The 15133-nt window shown below is 63.0% G+C and carries 18 protein-coding genes and 2 pseudogenes; 10 read left to right on the forward strand and 10 right to left on the reverse strand.

From position 1 onward, the window contains the following. Positions 1-73: 73 nt before the first annotated feature. From tnpB to BDD16_RS14310, 3 genes and pseudogenes are all read right to left on the reverse strand, one after another. Positions 74-406, reverse strand: a complete 333-nt coding sequence (gene tnpB / locus BDD16_RS14300; protein WP_179634566.1) for an IS66 family insertion sequence element accessory protein TnpB — start codon at positions 404-406, stop codon at positions 74-76. Then, the gene (locus tag BDD16_RS14305; protein ID WP_179634565.1) at positions 403-831 is read right to left on the reverse strand and encodes a transposase; all 429 of its coding nucleotides are present in this window, start codon (positions 829-831) and stop codon (positions 403-405) included. The genes tnpB and BDD16_RS14305 overlap by 4 nt, the downstream gene beginning before the upstream one ends. 85 nt (positions 832-916) lie before the next feature. Next, positions 917-1348 (reverse strand): annotated as a pseudogene (locus tag BDD16_RS14310) (IS21 family transposase); the annotation flags it as partial. Between BDD16_RS14310 and BDD16_RS14315 the strand changes: the two are divergent. Then, entirely contained in the window at positions 1341-2042 is a 702-nt protein-coding gene (locus tag BDD16_RS14315) for an NAD(P)H-binding protein (RefSeq protein ID WP_179634568.1), read from the forward strand. The pseudogene BDD16_RS14310 and the gene BDD16_RS14315 overlap by 8 nt on opposite strands. Here the strand turns inward: BDD16_RS14315 and pdxR are convergent. Continuing rightward, entirely contained in the window at positions 2032-3525 is a 1494-nt protein-coding gene (gene pdxR, locus BDD16_RS14320; protein WP_179634569.1) for a MocR-like pyridoxine biosynthesis transcription factor PdxR, read from the reverse strand. The genes BDD16_RS14315 and pdxR overlap by 11 nt on opposite strands. Before the next feature lie 98 nt (positions 3526-3623). Between pdxR and BDD16_RS14325 the strand changes: the two genes are divergently transcribed. The 4 genes from BDD16_RS14325 to BDD16_RS14340 all read left to right on the forward strand — a co-directional run bounded on the left by BDD16_RS14325 (position 3624) and on the right by BDD16_RS14340 (position 7201). Then, positions 3624-4373 (forward strand): GNAT family N-acetyltransferase, encoded by a 750-nt coding sequence (locus BDD16_RS14325; protein ID WP_179636162.1) that lies wholly within the window; start codon positions 3624-3626, stop codon positions 4371-4373. Positions 4374-4402: 29 nt separating this feature from the next. Continuing rightward, positions 4403-4840 (forward strand): GNAT family N-acetyltransferase, encoded by a 438-nt coding sequence (locus BDD16_RS14330; protein WP_179634570.1) that lies wholly within the window; start codon positions 4403-4405, stop codon positions 4838-4840. 302 nt (positions 4841-5142) lie between these two features. Further along, entirely contained in the window at positions 5143-6000 is an 858-nt protein-coding gene (locus BDD16_RS14335; RefSeq protein WP_310734001.1) for an isocitrate lyase/PEP mutase family protein, read from the forward strand. A gap of 244 nt (positions 6001-6244) precedes the next feature. Continuing rightward, entirely contained in the window at positions 6245-7201 is a 957-nt protein-coding gene (locus BDD16_RS14340; protein WP_179632313.1) for an IS1595 family transposase, read from the forward strand. A 6-nt stretch (positions 7202-7207) separates the two neighbouring features. On the opposite strand, the pseudogene BDD16_RS14345 reads toward BDD16_RS14340, so the two are convergent. After that, positions 7208-7354: pseudogene (locus BDD16_RS14345) on the reverse strand (DDE-type integrase/transposase/recombinase); the annotation flags it as partial. A 65-nt stretch (positions 7355-7419) separates the two neighbouring features. On the opposite strand from BDD16_RS14345, the gene BDD16_RS14350 reads away from it, so the two are divergent. Continuing rightward, positions 7420-8499 carry an IS5 family transposase gene (locus BDD16_RS14350; RefSeq protein WP_179634572.1) on the forward strand — a complete coding sequence of 360 codons (1080 nt, stop codon included), beginning with the start codon at positions 7420-7422 and terminating at the stop codon, positions 8497-8499. A 210-nt stretch (positions 8500-8709) separates the two neighbouring features. On the opposite strand, the gene BDD16_RS14355 is transcribed toward BDD16_RS14350, so the two are convergent. Together BDD16_RS14355 and BDD16_RS14360 are read right to left on the reverse strand one after the other, a co-directional pair. Beyond that, positions 8710-9072, reverse strand: coding sequence for a helix-turn-helix domain-containing protein (locus BDD16_RS14355; protein WP_179636163.1), 363 nt, complete (start codon positions 9070-9072; stop codon positions 8710-8712). Positions 9073-9074: 2 nt separating this feature from the next. After that, complete coding sequence (locus BDD16_RS14360) at positions 9075-9440, reverse strand: type II toxin-antitoxin system RelE/ParE family toxin (RefSeq protein WP_218897817.1); 366 nt, start codon at positions 9438-9440, stop codon at positions 9075-9077. Between the two features lie 17 nt (positions 9441-9457). Between BDD16_RS14360 and BDD16_RS23205 the strand changes: the two genes are divergently transcribed. The 3 genes from BDD16_RS23205 to BDD16_RS23320 all read left to right on the forward strand — a co-directional run bounded on the left by BDD16_RS23205 (position 9458) and on the right by BDD16_RS23320 (position 11258). Beyond that, positions 9458-9583, forward strand: a complete 126-nt coding sequence (locus BDD16_RS23205; protein WP_257645066.1) for a hypothetical protein — start codon at positions 9458-9460, stop codon at positions 9581-9583. A gap of 125 nt (positions 9584-9708) precedes the next feature. Then, positions 9709-10062, forward strand: coding sequence for a helix-turn-helix domain-containing protein (locus BDD16_RS14365; RefSeq protein ID WP_246332557.1), 354 nt, complete (start codon positions 9709-9711; stop codon positions 10060-10062). Further along, the gene (locus BDD16_RS23320) at positions 10062-11258 is read left to right on the forward strand and encodes a type II toxin-antitoxin system HipA family toxin (protein ID WP_179634573.1); all 1197 of its coding nucleotides are present in this window, start codon (positions 10062-10064) and stop codon (positions 11256-11258) included. The genes BDD16_RS14365 and BDD16_RS23320 overlap by 1 nt, the downstream gene beginning before the upstream one ends. A 38-nt stretch (positions 11259-11296) precedes the next feature. On the opposite strand, the gene BDD16_RS14375 is transcribed toward BDD16_RS23320, so the two are convergent. Beyond that, complete coding sequence (locus BDD16_RS14375) at positions 11297-11716, reverse strand: VOC family protein (RefSeq protein WP_179634574.1); 420 nt, start codon at positions 11714-11716, stop codon at positions 11297-11299. 240 nt (positions 11717-11956) lie between these two features. Between BDD16_RS14375 and BDD16_RS14380 the strand changes: the two genes are divergently transcribed. Then, a complete protein-coding gene (locus BDD16_RS14380; protein WP_179636166.1) occupies positions 11957-12523 on the forward strand; it encodes a YbhB/YbcL family Raf kinase inhibitor-like protein in 567 nt (188 codons plus the stop codon). Positions 12524-12529: 6 nt separating this feature from the next. Here the strand turns inward: BDD16_RS14380 and BDD16_RS23325 are convergent, their stop codons facing one another. Then, entirely contained in the window at positions 12530-14101 is a 1572-nt protein-coding gene (locus BDD16_RS23325) for a methyl-accepting chemotaxis protein (protein ID WP_179634575.1), read from the reverse strand. Between the two features lie 123 nt (positions 14102-14224). Beyond that, a complete protein-coding gene (gene sucD, locus BDD16_RS14390) occupies positions 14225-15121 on the reverse strand; it encodes a succinate--CoA ligase subunit alpha (RefSeq protein WP_179634071.1) in 897 nt (298 codons plus the stop codon). Between the last annotated feature and the right edge of the window lie 12 nt (positions 15122-15133).

Raw genomic sequence — 15133 nt, forward strand, 5'->3', positions numbered from 1 at the left:
GCGGCCATCTTGCCGCGCCCGAGTGCCTCGCGCATCGGCACATTCGGCAATTGCCGATGACGCCAGCAACCGCTCAGATCACGCGGATGATTCCCGCATCGCCCAGGCGCTGCCAAGGCAGACCCAGCACCAGGGCATCGAGCTGCGGACGCGTCAGTTGCAGCGTACTCGCGGCGTCGGCAGGCCAGACGAACTTGCCGGCGTTCAGCCGCCGGGCCGCCAGCCACACCCCGATGCCATCGTGTACCAGCACCTTCATGCGGTTGGCGCGCCGGTTGGCGAAGAGGTAGGCATGGTTCGGGTGTGCGGCGCCGAAGACGCCGACCACACGGGCCAGCGCGGCTTCAGTGCCCAGGCGCATGTCCAGGGGTTGCACGGCCAGCCACACCGCATCGACGCGGATCATCCCAGCACCTCGCGCAGCCACGCGGCGCTGCGCTCATCCATGGGCAGCCTGGCGTTCACCGTGGTGCCCCCGCGGTGGATCTCCACCGTGATGTCGGGGGGCCGGGGTACCGTCGGCGGCACCGGCTGGGCATCGAGCACGGCGTGATGCTCGGCTTCGCGCATCGGCAACTGCACGAAGCCCGCCAACGCCGGCGCAACGCTGGTGGCTGTGGCCTTCGAGGCGCCACCGCCGGCCGCCGCTTCATGGACCCAGCGGCGCAGCATGTTGGCGTTCAGGCCGTTGGCCAGCGCTACGGCCGCCACCGATGCGCCAGGCTGCCGCGCCAGCTCGATCACTCGCGCCTTGAATTCCGGAGAATGCCGCCGCCAGCGTCGCTTGGCCGCTGCAGCAACGTCTTGGGTTCCGATTTGAGAAGTGTCCATGTGTCCACGCATTTGTTCGTGGACACAAGCATCCTCGCACGGCCCTCACCATTCAATGTGACTTGGCCGGACGGATACTCTTGTAAAACACCCCACCAACCAACAGGCCCTCCTCACTCCAATCGAACTGGAATGCCTCGCCGAGCTCGAAGCTCAGCGGCACAAAAGCCTTGGTGGGGTCCTTGACACGTTCTTCTCGCCATGCACGGATGAAATCGGTAACGGCGCTGTAGCCACCCCGGTATCCCTGCGCCTGAATTTGCGCAAACAGCGCCTTGCCACTGCGCCGCGCATGCTTGGCCCTGTGCGCGTCCGTGCGCAAGGCTTGGTCCAGCACTGGCTCAAACGGTGTGAGCTTGCCTTGAGCCTTCTTGCGTTCGTATTTCGGAGTTATGTCGCCGGGAGCCTTCAGCCACTTCTTGATCGTGTTTCTGGCCAGTCCCGTTCGTCTGCAAATCTCTCCGTCAGAGAGTTGGTCGCGCAACTTCATGCGCCGCACCTTGCCAATCATGTCCATGGTGATCACCTGTAAAACCCCTGCTGAAAGTTTCAGCAGGACAGTGGAACACCCCTGTCAATTTTGGATCGGCACTTCCGGTTCTAGACTGTCAAATTTCGGTCGGCGTCAACAGCCGCTACCCGCAACAGAAATTATCGAACCGTACAGCGCCGATGTGACCGATCCAAATGCTATAGCACGAGCGTTGGATGGAGACTTCGATGCTGTCTTCTTTACGGCGGACATTCACAAGCGGTTTGCATCCCGGCAGGAAGTTCGATCCTTGATGTTCGACGGATTCATGAATTCAATCCATGCAGCCAAACAACACACCAAACATCCCAAGATCGTGCTGCTGTCCGTCATTGGACCGAACAAGCCTTCATGGGTCTGGCATTTGCTCAACCTTGCCAAGCGAGGAATGCAGAAAAACGTGGTGGATCGCGAAGCCGCGCTGGCTCAAAGTGGACTGCCTTACGTCATTGTGAGAGCGGCACGGCTGGTCAACGCGGATGACACCACGGGTCAGGCACGTGCAATCGCAGTCACCCCGGCAACGCACCGTCTAGACATGAAGCGAACCATTGCCCGGCGCGAACTCGCGAAGACGTTGGTGGCCGCTGCGAAATCGGCCCCGCAGAGCAGCATCTGGGACGTGTTTGAGGACGATGACGGCTCAATTCCAGTGTGGTTGCGTGCTTCTAGCCAGTGAAATTTGGCTTCAATTCGACACTGTGAAGAATTCGTCGCAAGCAAGATACCAACGAGCCCATGGTCTCAATCGGCGTGTTGCCGTAGCCTAAAACCAGCCCGTTGTCTTCTGGTGTGGCTGAGAGCGCGAAGGCAGACAGAGCTTGCGGCGCCATACCGTAGCGCCGAGCGGCTTCAGCGACAGCTGTATCAGGGTACTTCGCATCAAATCGTACGCAAAGATGCAATCCGCAACGTCCTCCCTCTAGACTGTGCGGCGCACTCAAGTGTTGTGTAAGCGCATGCCGAAGGACTTGCTGGCGCTCTCTGTACAAGCGGCGCATGCGGGCCAGATGGCGCGCAAATTGGCCGGATGTGATGAACTGCGCCATCGCTAACTGTTCGTGGTTGTGGCCACCACGAAGCAGTTCGCGCAAAGGCGATTCCAACCTTGCGAGCAATCGGGTGGGTAAGACCAAAAATCCTAAGCGCAAGGCGGGGAACATAGTTTTCGAAAACGTGCCCACGTATAGCACTGGGGCGTCATCCACCAGACCTTGCATGGCACCTATGGGTGCGCCCTCCAACCGAAACTCGCTGTCGTAGTCGTCTTCAATAATCCATGCGTTGTGCGCTTGCGCTGCTGCTATCAGTGCAAGTCTGCGCGCCACCGACATCACGTTGCCCAGAGGGTATTGATGCGATGGCGTTGTGTAGACCACCCGCGGCGTGTGATTGCGCCAGTCACTGCTGGTGAACTGCAAGCCCTCAGTGTCCAGTCGCATGGGACGTACGCGAACATCACCAGCGTAGAAAGCGGACTTAGCACCCCGATAGCCAGGGTCCTCCATCCAAACCGTGTCACCCGGATTGGTAAGCAAGCGCACGCACAACGCCAGTGCTTCTTGCGCGCCTTCGGTTATGACCACCTGCGCTGCTTCACAGTGCACGCCCCGAGTAAGCGCCAAATGTTCGGCAATCGCAGAGCGCAGTGCACTTTGCCCCAACGGGTCACCGTAATTGAGCATGTAGGGTGTGTCAGTGCGGGTGACGTTGTCCAAAGCCTTGCGCCATTGCGCCAGCGGAAACTGGTTGAGTGCAGGCACGCCCGGGCGCATGGCGGTCAGGTCGGCCGCCACTGATGCTGTGGGACGCAGGCTCTTAAGACGATCGGCCAGATTTGGATGGGAAAGTAGTGCCTCGCTGCGGGGCAGGTCATGACGACGCGCGTGTGGGAACACAGAAGGGCGTAGCGTTGCGACTACCGTGCCTTGGCGATCGGACAACACATAGCCTTCAGTCAGTAACTGTTCATATGCAATGCTGACAGTATTGCGAGATATGGCTAGAGTTTGTGCGAGAACCCGTGTGGCCGGCAAGCGCACACCCGCAGGTAGGCGCCCATCCACGATGGCACTCTTGATGCGAGCACATAGTTGTCGCTGCAAAGGCTCGGTGCTGCTTTTCTCGAGAGGCGCTTCCAACAGCGAAGGCTGAGAGTTCATGGTTCGTGGCGCTATAAAAAGCATTGTTTATGGCACTTTATATCATGCCATGATGTGCTTATAGTATGTTCTTCTCACTTCTGCAAAGCTTCCAAACCATGCCACGCCTCAATGAATTCAACCAGTCGATCGGTGATCCATTACTCCAATGGACGCCCCGTCAGGCACCAACACCCACCACCCTGCAAGGGCAGTTCTGCCACCTTGAGCCTATCAACGCCAAGCGCCATGGTCCCGAACTGTTTGCCGCCCTCTCGACCGCTCCTGATGATCGCGACTGGACGTACCTCTTCAGTGAACCCTTCGCCACAATGGGGGCTCTAATGGCATATCTGGAATCCATACAATCAAGCCGAGACCCTCTGTTCTTTGCCATCGTTGACAGTAAGACCCAGTCTGCCGTGGGTTACCTCACCTTGATGCGTGTCGATCCAAACTCTGGCGTGGTGGAAGTTGGCAACGTCTATTACTCGCCCCTGTTGCAACGGACTCCAGCCGCCACTGAAGTGCAATACATGTTGATGAAGCATGTGTTCGAGACACTCGGCTACCGCCGTTTTGAGTGGAAGTGCGACAGCTTCAACGCACCTTCGCGCAGCGCAGCACTGCGTCTCGGTTTCACGTTTGAGGGCATCTTCCGTCAAGCAGTGATCTACAAGAGCCGTTCACGCGACACGGCGTGGTTCTCCATCATTGATAGTGAGTGGCCCGTCATCAAAGCCGCATTGGAAACCTGGCTCTCGGAAGACAATTTTGAGCCGGATGGCATGCAATGTATGTCATTGGTAGACATCCGCCAGAGGCTGGTATCTCGCGTTCCCACTGGCCTTCCGACAGCACGGCAGTAAGTCCACTCGACCTACTCTGAACGAAAACCATGAACATCCGTATTGCAACAGAACAAGACTATGCGCAGTGGCTTCCCTTGTGGCAGGGTTACCAAACCTTTTACAAGACGAGCCTCACTGAGGCTGTGACTCAGACAACTTGGGCCCGGTTTCTCGATCCCGCAGAACCCATGCACTGCGCCGTGGCCGAGCAAGACTGTGTGCTGGTCGGCATGGTCCATTACATCTTTCACCGTAGTTGCTGGACAGCGGGAGATTACGTATACCTACAAGACCTGTTTGCTTCGCCAGAACTGCGTGGTAAGGGCGTGGGACGGGCTCTGATTGATTATGTTTATGCCGCAGCCGAGGCGAAAGGAGCAAGCCGCGTGCATTGGCTTACGCACGAGACCAACACCGATGCCATGCACCTCTACGACAAGATCGCCGACAAGAGCGGCTTTGTCCAGTACCGAAAGCTGATATGAACACGCCGCCTATTCCCACACGGATGACCCCTGATCAGGGCGACGCGCTGTCGATGCCAGATGGCAGGTTGAGCAAACATGTGCTAAGTGCTTCTGGTCTTGAGGCGCGCTGGTACCGCCCGCCGAATCCGGATCCACAATCCCCGCATGATCGCGCCGAGGCTATGTTGTAAAGCCGATCACCTTGCGCGGAATCCACGACTTGTTGGAATTGCGCTGTGTATTGGAGCCAGCGGCTGGACGTCAAGACTCCGTGATCGCTGGCTGCCGAGATCAATAAACCGCAAAAAGGAGCTTTGATGATTTCGCGTACCACTTCAGAAAAGCGGACACTGTTCCGCGAGATGCATAAGTCAGGATGCTTTGTAGTGCCTAACCCTTGGGATGTCGGGGGAGCCAAAGCTCTCGAAAGGATTGGATTCAAAGCCATAGCAACCACCAGCGCGGGCTATGCGTGGTCACAAGGCCTAACCGATGGGCAGTTAGAGTTGAGTGATGTTCTACGGCACATGCGTCACATGGCTGAGAGCACAAATTTGCCAGTTAATGCTGACTTCGAAAGCGGTTTTGCTGAGACGCTAGATAAGTTGGCAGAGAATATTCGTATGGCTGTCCAGACGGGAGTAGCTGCGATATCAATAGAGGACTCTACCGGTGAAGCTGCGACGCCGGTCCTAGATCTCAATGAAGCTGTTCAGCGAATGATGGTCGCTCGCGCAACGATTGATGAGACTGGGGGACAGACAATGCTCATCGGACGAGCTGAAAAATTCTTCGTCGGTAAACCTGACTTGGAGGACACCATCGCCCGACTAAGGGCCTACTCAGAAGCTGGTGCCGACTGTCTATATGCTCCGGGTATCAAAACACGTGCGGAAATTAGAGCTGTTGTCGCAGCGGTAGCTCCCAAACCTGTAAATGTGCTTGTCGGATGGAACAGCGATCTTTCGGTTCAGGAACTGGCTGATTTGGGCGTGAGGCGTATCAGCTTGGGTGGTGCGTTGTCACGTGTAGCGTGGGGCGGGCTTCTAGAAGCTGCAAGATTGATAGCGGAGAATGGTCGATTTGACGGTTTCGCGAATATCCCGTCGGGAGCCCAGCTAAACGAACTCTTCACAGTAAATCCGAGCCATGAGCAAGTTGTTACGCCGCAATCGTAAAACTGACCTCGGGGTCCTTACACAGACTGCTTACTTCCCTGACCAAAATTGGACGGACTTAATGGAGTGGCGCCTGCCAGAGGGTCCTGGACCACTTTACGAGCGTTTGTGCATGTTGCTCCGTGAAAAAATCTTCATAAACGCGTTGCCGCAAGGAACAACCTGATTAGCAATGATTCTCAGCAAGGTGCCAACTGACGATCAGGCGTAGCGTAGAAGACAGACCAAGCGCAGGAGCGAGCACATGCCGATGAACCGAATCCAGTTCCAGCAGGGGATGTCGCTGCCAGAGTTCATGGCCAGCTTCGGCACGGAAGAGCAATGCGCCGAGGCGGTCAAGCAGGCGCGCTGGCCGCAGGGCTTCGAGTGCCCGCGCTGCGGCAGTGCGGCGCACTACGTGGTGGGCCACGGGGCGCGCAAGCTGTTCCAGTGCAACGGCTGCCGCCACCAGACATCGCTGACCGCGGGCAGCCTGTTCGCCAGCACCAAGCTGCCACTGAAGACGTGGTTCCTGGCGATCTACCTGCTCAGCCAGGCCAAGACGGGACTGTCGGCGCTGGCGCTCAAGCGGCAGGTGGGCGTGAGCTACCCGACGGCGTGGCTGATGCACCAGAAGATCATGCACGCGATGGCCGAGCGGGTGGACCAGTACCGACTCGACGGCACGGTGCAGCTCGACGATGCCTACCTTGGCGGAGAGCGCAGCGGCGGCAAGGCGGGCCGGGGTTCGGAGAACAAGGTGCCGTTCGTGGCGGCGGTCTCGGTCGATGACCAGGGGCATCCGCAGTACGTCAAGCTCGCGCCGGTGAGCGGCTTCACGCTGGAGGCGGTGGGCCAGTGGGCGCAGGCGGCGCTGATGCCGGGAACGCGGGTGGTCAGCGACGGGCTGGGGTGCTTCGCCGCGGTCACCAGCGCGGGCTGCCTGCACACGCCGATCGTGGTGGGCCAGCGCAAGCCGCGCGAGCTGCCCGAGTTCACCTGGGTCAACACGGTGCTGGGCAACCTGAAGACGACGTTGTCGGGTGCGTTCCATGCGTTCAAGTACCCCAAGTACGCCAGCAGCTATCTGGCAGCGTTCGCCTACCGCTTCAACCGCCGGTTCGACCTGCGCGGGCTGGTGGCTCGGCTCATCATCGATGTCGCGCGGTGCAAGCCTCGGGCTCAGCGGGTCGTTCGGGGGAATGCTGAGGATCGTTGCTAATCAGGAAAAGGTTTGCCAGGCATGTCCCGTGAACTGGCACCCCTGATCCGAATGCACCAGTACTGATTCGTGGGGTTGTCTGCGCCACAGCGCCATCAAGAGTGCATTGAGCACCAAGTCTGTATCTATTCGACTGCCCATGGACCAGCCAATGGGGCACTTCTAGAAACCGACCCTGACCGCCACCTGAGCCGCGCGCTGCGGCAAGATGCCGCCCCATGATCACGCCCCGCACCAAGCCATCGAGCTTCTTTCCTGAGGAGGCCGCGGACGACCTGTTCGTGGTGCAGCAGCGCAAGGCCAAGCTGGAGGGCTACGTGCAGACGCTGGCGGCGATGGACGAACTGATCGACTTCGCGGCGATGGCCTCGGCGGTGGACAAGGCTTGCCCTCGCGCTGACCGCAGCAAGGGCGGACGCCCGCCGTACCCGACCGAGGCGCTGGTGCGCATGGTGTTCCTGCAAGGGCTGTACAACCTGTCGGACGAGCAGTGCGAGCACCAGGTGCTGGACAGGCTGAGCTTCCAGCGGTTCTGCCGGCTGGACGGCGCGCTGAACATTCCGGACGCGCGCACGCTGTGGAACTTCCGGCAGCGGCTGGCCGAAGGCGGGCTGGGAGGCCGGGCGATTTTCGAGGCGTTGAGCCAGCAGTTGCAGCGGCACGGCTTCATCCCGAGGGGCGGGCAGATCGTGGACGCCAGCATCGTGCAGGCGCCGATCACGCAGGCCAACGCCCGGGAGCGCGAGGCGCTGAACAAGGGGGAGGCGCCCGAGGGCTGGAGCAAGAAGCGCCTGGCGCACACCGACCGGGACGCGCGCTGGACGCAAAAGCACGGCAAGGCGTACTACGGCTACAAGCTGCACGGCAACGTGGACGCACGCTACAAGCTGATCCGCCAGATGAAGATCACGGCGGCCAACGCGGACGACGGACAGCAACTGCCCGACGTGCTGCAGGTGGCGAACACGCGCAAGCGGCTGCTGGCCGACCGGGGCTACGACAGCGCGGCCAACCGTCAGACGCTGCAGCAGCACGGACTGGCCGACGGCATCGCACGTCGCGCCAAGCCAGGGCAGACGGCCAAGGTTCGGCTCAAGCAGCGCAACAAGACGATCAACCGCACGCGGGCACGGGTCGAGCACGTCTTTGCGGCGCTGAGCCAGCAGGGCGGCAAGTGCGTGCGGGCGATGACGCTGGCGCGCAATGCGCTGGCGATCACGCTGCAGTGCGCGGCCTACAACGCGCGCAGGCTGGTGTGGCTGGTCAAGAGCGCAGGTGCGTCCGCACAGCCCGCGTGAGGGGAAAAACCCCGTCGCGGGGTACCGCGACGGTGGGGACAGGGGCTCGCCGCCGTCATCCACTGCTCGTCTGAGCTGGATTTGTGCAGGCTCAGACCAGGTTCAGGGCTGCCGGGCCGGTTTCTAGAAGTGCCCTCTAGCGACGGCCGTCCTGTGGCGACTGCGAATGGCTGACGTGAACGACAGCTCAGGGCTTCACGGCTTACCCCATCAACCGACCACGACGTGCGTCTGCCCCAGCACCCCGCGCTGGGGCGATTTTCGGACCACGATGTCCACATCCCGCCCAAGCCGGTTCAGGCAGTCCATCATCTTGGCCTGACTGATGCCGCGAAACCGACCTCTGAGCATGTCCGAGAGCTTGGGCTGCGTCATGCCCAGCAGGTCGGCGGCGCGTTGCTGGGTCAGGTGGCGGCTGCGGATGATCTGGGCGATCTCCTGCGCCAGACCGGCCTTGACGAGCATGTCCTTGTCGTCGGGATAGCCGAGGTCGGCGTACACGTTGGTGCTGCCGTCCTGGATGGCGAGATCGTCGGCGATGATGGGGTGTGTCTCAGTGGGTGTGGTGTTCATGCTCATCGCTTGGCATCCTTTTCAGCAGCCATGACGGCCTTCAGTCGCGCTTCGATCAGCGCCAGATCCGGCTTCGGGGTGGCGATGCCGGACACGGATTTCTTCTGGAAACAGTGCAGAACGTAGACAGCGGAGGCGAATCGAACCGTGTAGACCGCCCGGTAGGTGTCGCCCTGATGATCCTCGACCACCTCCAGCACCCCGGCGCCGCCGCCGAACCCTTTCATCGGCTTCGACTGCGTGTGCTTGCCGCCCGCTTGCGCCAGATGTAGCGCGAAGCCGAAGGTGTCCTGCACATCGGCCGGCATGGCGCACAGATCCTTGTGCGCGGAGCCGACCCATCGCAGTCGTCGGGGGATTGTCATCATCGGACAACTATACCTAAATGGGAATAATCATTCGACAGGCACACGTTGCGGCAGAAGTCATCGCCGGCACGCTGCAGGGCAACAAGGAACTGGCGTGGGCCGGGCTGACCGAGGACACGGACCTGCCGCCGGGCAAGAAGTAAGGCGATTCCCGTCATACCCGCGAAAGCGGGTACCCACGCAGCGCGTCAACGCCTGCGACAGGAAGCCCGATCAGCGCAAGCCGGTCGGGCTTCTCTTATGTGGTGAATCCAAGCTGTTTGATGCATTGAATCGTTGTGATGACACACATCCTGCCTTAGATTGTCGGCATGACAACCCCGCGAGCCCGCACCCCGAAGCCCACCCGATCCTGGTTCAAGCCAGCCTTGATCGCCTGGGCAAGCGCCTGGTCCGCGCCCGCAAGCTGCGCGAGCTGACGCAGGAGGATCTGGCGCACCTGTCCGATGTGTCGCTGTCCACGCTGCGGGCGCTGGAAGCCGGCGCTGACGGGGTGGCGTTGGGCAACTTCCTCAAGGTGCTGCAGGGCTTGAACCTGCTCGATCAGGTCGAGGACTGGCTGGACCCTCGGCGTGATCCGGAAACGGTGAACTTCGTCGAGCGCCGGCTCGGGGGCGGGTGATGGGCGCGGTGCCGGTCTGGGTCTGGCTGCCGGGCCGCGCTGAGCCGGTGCAGGCGGGCGAGCTGGCGGGCGTCGGGCCCGGTGCGCGCTTCGCCTATCTGCCGGACTACCTCGGGCGCCCCGATGCCGTGGCGCTCGATCCGGTCGAACTGCGCCTGACGCGCAAGAAGCGGGGCATGGTGCTCGGGGCGTCGGATGGATTGCCGGGCGTCGTCCGGGATGCCAAGCCGGCGGGCTATGGCGCCGATCGGCTGGAGGCCCAGGCTGGCAGGGCACTCACGCCGCTGGAACTGCTGGAGCGCGGTGTGCCGGACGGTGTGGGCGCCATCGAGGTCTGCACCGACATCACGGCGAAGCTGGACTGGCAACCCAAGGCGCTGGACCAGTTGCAATCGCTGGCGCAGGAACTGGACGCGGCGGCCCCGGCCAGCCGGGCTTTGCGCCGGCTCGACGAGGATCTCGACACCAGCGCTGGCGGCGAGCGCCCGAAAGCCACGCTCGTGCATGACGGGCGCCTGTGGCTGGCCAAGATCCAGTCACGCGGTGACCGGCCTGCGCTGCCCGCACGCGAGTTCGTCACCATGCGGCTGGCGCGCATGGCCGGGCTGTCGGTGGCCGAGGTGGAACTGCACACTTTTGGCGCGCACCAGGTGCTGCTGGTCGAGCGATTCGACCGGGCGGGTGACCCCCAACAGCCGCAGCGCCGCCTCTATGCAAGCGCGCACACCGTGCTCCGATTGGCTCCGCAGGCAGTTCGAGGCGATCCGCAACGCTCCTATCTGAACCTGGGCGACCGTCTGCGGATCTGGGCGCGTGAAAGCGGTGATCTGCCGGGGCAACTGCGCGAGGTCTGGCGGCTGGCGCCTGCGTTCGACATCACGCCCGCTGTGGCCACCCTGTCCGGTCCGACGGAGGACGGGCCGCTGTTGTCGATGGCCACAGGTGTGGATGGGTCGGCGCGTACCAGCGTCGTGCAGTTGCTGGCGGCGGCCGGTCATCTGGGGTTGGAGCCGGACGCGGCGCGGGTCTGGCTGCGGGACACGGCGGCTCTGGTGGCGGACCACTGGGAGCCGATGCTGAGGGCAGCTGCGCGTCCGGTGATGGAGGACGCGGCACGGCTGGATGCGCTGGCGGCGGATGCTCGGGTGGCGTTTGTCTATGGCGAGTGGTTGGCCACGCGTAGTGCGTCAGTCTGATCACCGAGCAAAAGTCAAATCCCTTGTCGATCAGCCGGTCACCACACCCCCACATTCGGCATCGACGCCCAGGGCTCCTCCACCGCCAGCGCCGCCCCATGCTGCAGCAGCTCGACCGAGATCCCGTCCGGCGAGCGCACGAACGCCATCCGCCCATCCCGCGGCGGCCGGTTGATCGTCACGCCGTGGTCCATCAGGCGCTGGCAGGTGGCGTAGATGTCGTCCACCGCATAGGCGAGGTGCCCGAAGTTGCGCCCGCCGGTGTAGGCCTCGGGATCCCAGTTGTGGGTGAGTTCGACCTGCGCCGTCTCGTTGCCCGGCGCGGCCAGGAAAATCAGCGTGAAGCGCCCCTGCGGCACGTCGCGGCGCGAGAGCACTTCCAGCCCGAGGGCGTCGCGGTAGAAGCGGAGCGAGGCATCGACATCGGTGATGCGGACCATGGTGTGGAGGTAATGCATGCGCTGCATTGTCCTGCCATGCCTCCGTGCCAGGCCGTGCCTGATCAATCTCCCTGCAGGACCTCGGGTTCATGGGGTGAGCCAGGCGGCCAGGGACTGACAGAATGTCCACGCCCATGCGCGGCAACCGATTTCAGCCTCTGGAGACTCTGCACGATGCAACGCCAACGCACCCATTTCTCGCCCGTCCTGCTTGCCACCGCCGCCGCTGCTGCGCTGCTGGCCGGCTGCTCGGGTTCGATGCCGTCGCTCTCGCCACTGGCCAGGCCGGCCAGCAGCTTCACGCTGTCCAGCCCCGACATCGCCGAGGGCAGCACCATCGCCAACAAGTTCGTGCTCAACGGCTTCGGCTGCAAGGGCGAGAACGTGTCCCCGGCGCTGGTCTGGACCAATCCGCCAGCAGGCACCAAGTCCTATGCGGTCCAGGTCTACGATCCGGATGCACCGACCGGCAGCGGCTTCTGGCACTGGGGCGTCTACAACATCCCGGCCGCGGTGACCTCGCTGGCACAGGGCGCGGGCAATTCGTTGTCGCGGCTGCCGGGCGGAGCCAGCGGCGGCATGACGGATTTCCACGACACCGGCGCGACCGGTGCCAACGGCAACTGGGGTGGCCCGTGCCCGCCGGTGGGCGACAAGCCGCACCGCTACATCTTCACCGTCTTCGCGCTGGGCGTGGACAACCTGCACGCGGCCGCGGGCATCCCGAAGACCGGCACCGCCGCGTTGCACGGCTTCGTGCTGAACAAGGGCCTGGGCGACAAGCTGCTCGGCAAGGCCTCGTTCACGGCGACCTACGGCCGCTGAGTCCGATCAAGTCGCCGCATCGATCCGGAAGGTTCCGACGACCTGGGCCAGCCGCTCCGACTGTTCCTGGAGGCCCTGGGCGGCGGCGGCGGACTGCTCGACCATGGCCGCGTTCTGCTGCGTCATCTGGTCCAGCTCCACCACGGCCGCGTTCACCAGCGCGATGCCGCCGGCCTGCTGGGTGCTGGTCACGGTGATGGCGTCGACGATCTCGGTGACGCGCTGGACCGACGTCACGATCTCGGTCATGGTGCGGCCTGCGTCCCCGACGAGGCGCGAGCCGGCGCGGACCTGCTCCACGCTGTGGTCGATGAGTCCCTTGATCTGCTTTGCCGCATCCGCCGAGCGCTTGGCCAGGTTGCGCACCTCGCTGGCCACGACGGCAAAGCCGCGGCCCTGTTCGCCCGCACGTGCCGCCTCGACAGCAGCATTCAGGGCGAGGATGTTGGTCTGCAAGGCGATGTCGTCGATCACGCCCGTGATCTCGGCGATCTTCCGGGACGAGGCCTGGATCTCGTCCATGGTGGTGACCACGTGGGCCACCACGCTGCCGCCACGTCCGGCCACTTCGCCCGCGGAGGCCGCCAGCTGGCTGGCGTGCCGCGCCGATTCGGCAGAGTGCGTGACAGTGGTGGTGAGTTCCTCCATGGAGGAGGCCGTCTGCTGCAGGTTGCCTGCGGTCTGCTCGGTGCGTGTGCTCAGGTGCTGGTTGCCGGTGGCGATCTCGTGGCTGGCCAGACGGATGTCGTCAGCCGTCCCGCGGACCTGACCCACCAGGTTCCGCAGGGACTGCTGCATGTCGCGCAGCGAGCCGGTCAGTGCCGAGGCTTCGTCGCGTCCCTGCACAGGAACCGGGTGTGTCAGATCGCCGCGGGTGATGGACTCGGCAACGGCCCGTGCCTGCTCGATCGGCAGCACGATGGAGCGCGCGTTGAGCCAGGTCAGCGGGGCCAGCAGGGCAATGATGAGGCCGAGTGTGCCCAGGTACAGCCACAGCGTGTGCTGCATGGCGGTGTCGAAGTTCAGCTTGCCCTGACTGGCTTCGTCGTCGACCAGCCGGCTGATGTCGCCCAGGTGCCGGTCGATGGCCTGGATGGCGGTCTTGGCCGGGGCCATGGCCTTGTCGGCGTCCCGGGCGGTCTGGAAACCGCCGTCCTGGATCTGGTCGAGCACCGACCTGGTCAGCCGGGCGTACTGGTCCAGCTGCTCAAGGGCCTGACCGCACAGGCGTGCCATGTCGGGGGAGGCATCCGCCTGCAGTGCGACCAGGGCGCTGCGTGTCGTCGCGACAGCCGCGTTCCAGGCTTCGCGTTCCTTGAGCACGGACACACCGTCCTCGTAGTCGATGATGGCCTGCTTCTCGTGGGGCAGCAGCGCGCCGATGGCGGTGTGGATGTCGCCGAGCCGGTGCACATCGCGCAGCGTGGTCGCCGTGAACGCGCTGTTGAGCTGCTGCAACTGGCGTCCTCCGAGGGTGCCGATGGCGCCGACGAACATGAACAGCAGCACGACGAGCGCGATGGCCGCGTTCATCCGTGTGCGGATGGTGAAGGTTCTGAGCAGTTGAGCGAGCGGCATGATCCGGTCTATCGACCGTCCGGGATCCGCCTTGAGCACGGATGAAAAAAGGCCACCTCGCGGGTGGCCTTCTTCGTCGCGGCGTCACGCCGACGGGCGTGACGGTGACGGCATCAGATCAGATCACTTCAGCAGCGCCTTGAGCAGCTTGCCCATCTCGGACGGATTGCGCGTGACGGTGAAGCCACACTCTTCCATGATGGCGAGCTTGGCGTCGGCCGTGTCCGCACCACCCGAGATCAGCGCACCGGCGTGGCCCATGCGCTTGCCGGCCGGCGCCGTCACGCCGGCGATGAAGCCCACGATCGGCTTGGTCATGTTCACCTTGCACCACATCGCCGCTTCGGCCTCGTCCGGACCACCGATCTCGCCGATCATGATCACGGCGTCCGTGTCCGGATCGTCGTTGAACGCGCGCATCACGTCGATGTGCTTCAGCCCGTTGATCGGGTCGCCGCCAATGCCGACCGCGCTGGATTGGCCCAGACCGATCTCGGTCAGTTGCGCCACGGCTTCGTACGTCAGCGTGCCCGAACGGGACACCACGCCGATGCGGCCCTTGCGGTGGATGTGACCCGGCATGATGCCGATCTTGATCTCTTCCGGCGTGATCAGGCCGGGGCAGTTCGGGCCCAGCAGCAGCGTCTTCTTGCCGCCGGCCGCTTCCTTGGCCTTCATCTTGTTGCGCACCATCAGCATGTCCCGCACGGGGATGCCTTCGGTGATGCAGATCGCCAGATCCAGGTCGGCTTCCACCGCTTCCCAGATCGCCGCAGCGGCGCCGGCCGGCGGCACGTAGATCACGCTGACGGTGGCGCCTTGCTGCTGCGCGGCTTCCTTGACGCTGGCGTAGATGGGGATGTCCGAGAACTTCTCGCCCGCCTTCTTCGGGTTCACACCCGCCACGAACGCGTTCTTGCCATTCGCGTACGCCTGGCAGCCCAGCGTGTGGAACTGGCCCGTCTTGCCCGTGATGCCCTGGGTGATGACGCGGGTGTCCTTGTTGATCAGGATGCTCATGTCTTGTGTTCC

The organism is Sphaerotilus montanus, from assembly GCF_013410775.1.
Classification (GTDB): Bacteria; Pseudomonadota; Gammaproteobacteria; order Burkholderiales; family Burkholderiaceae_C; genus Sphaerotilus; species Sphaerotilus montanus.

Coding starts and splice junctions, on each gene's coding strand:
- tnpB (WP_179634566.1), bottom strand. CDS start 406: ATGATCCGCGTCGATGCGGTGTGGCTGGCCGTGCAACCCCTGGACATG.
- BDD16_RS14305 (WP_179634565.1), bottom strand. CDS start 831: ATGGACACTTCTCAAATCGGAACCCAAGACGTTGCTGCAGCGGCCAAG.
- BDD16_RS14315 (WP_179634568.1), top strand. CDS start 1,341: ATGTCCATGGTGATCACCTGTAAAACCCCTGCTGAAAGTTTCAGCAGG.
- pdxR (WP_179634569.1), bottom strand. CDS start 3,525: ATGAACTCTCAGCCTTCGCTGTTGGAAGCGCCTCTCGAGAAAAGCAGC.
- BDD16_RS14325 (WP_179636162.1), top strand. CDS start 3,624: ATGCCACGCCTCAATGAATTCAACCAGTCGATCGGTGATCCATTACTC.
- BDD16_RS14330 (WP_179634570.1), top strand. CDS start 4,403: ATGAACATCCGTATTGCAACAGAACAAGACTATGCGCAGTGGCTTCCC.
- BDD16_RS14340 (WP_179632313.1), top strand. CDS start 6,245: ATGCCGATGAACCGAATCCAGTTCCAGCAGGGGATGTCGCTGCCAGAG.
- BDD16_RS14350 (WP_179634572.1), top strand. CDS start 7,420: ATGATCACGCCCCGCACCAAGCCATCGAGCTTCTTTCCTGAGGAGGCC.
- BDD16_RS14355 (WP_179636163.1), bottom strand. CDS start 9,072: ATGAACACCACACCCACTGAGACACACCCCATCATCGCCGACGATCTC.
- BDD16_RS14360 (WP_218897817.1), bottom strand. CDS start 9,440: ATGATGACAATCCCCCGACGACTGCGATGGGTCGGCTCCGCGCACAAG.
- BDD16_RS23205 (WP_257645066.1), top strand. CDS start 9,458: ATGGGAATAATCATTCGACAGGCACACGTTGCGGCAGAAGTCATCGCC.
- BDD16_RS23320 (WP_179634573.1), top strand. CDS start 10,062: ATGGGCGCGGTGCCGGTCTGGGTCTGGCTGCCGGGCCGCGCTGAGCCG.
- BDD16_RS14375 (WP_179634574.1), bottom strand. CDS start 11,716: ATGCATTACCTCCACACCATGGTCCGCATCACCGATGTCGATGCCTCG.
- BDD16_RS14380 (WP_179636166.1), top strand. CDS start 11,957: ATGCCGTCGCTCTCGCCACTGGCCAGGCCGGCCAGCAGCTTCACGCTG.
- BDD16_RS23325 (WP_179634575.1), bottom strand. CDS start 14,101: ATGCCGCTCGCTCAACTGCTCAGAACCTTCACCATCCGCACACGGATG.
- sucD (WP_179634071.1), bottom strand. CDS start 15,121: ATGAGCATCCTGATCAACAAGGACACCCGCGTCATCACCCAGGGCATC.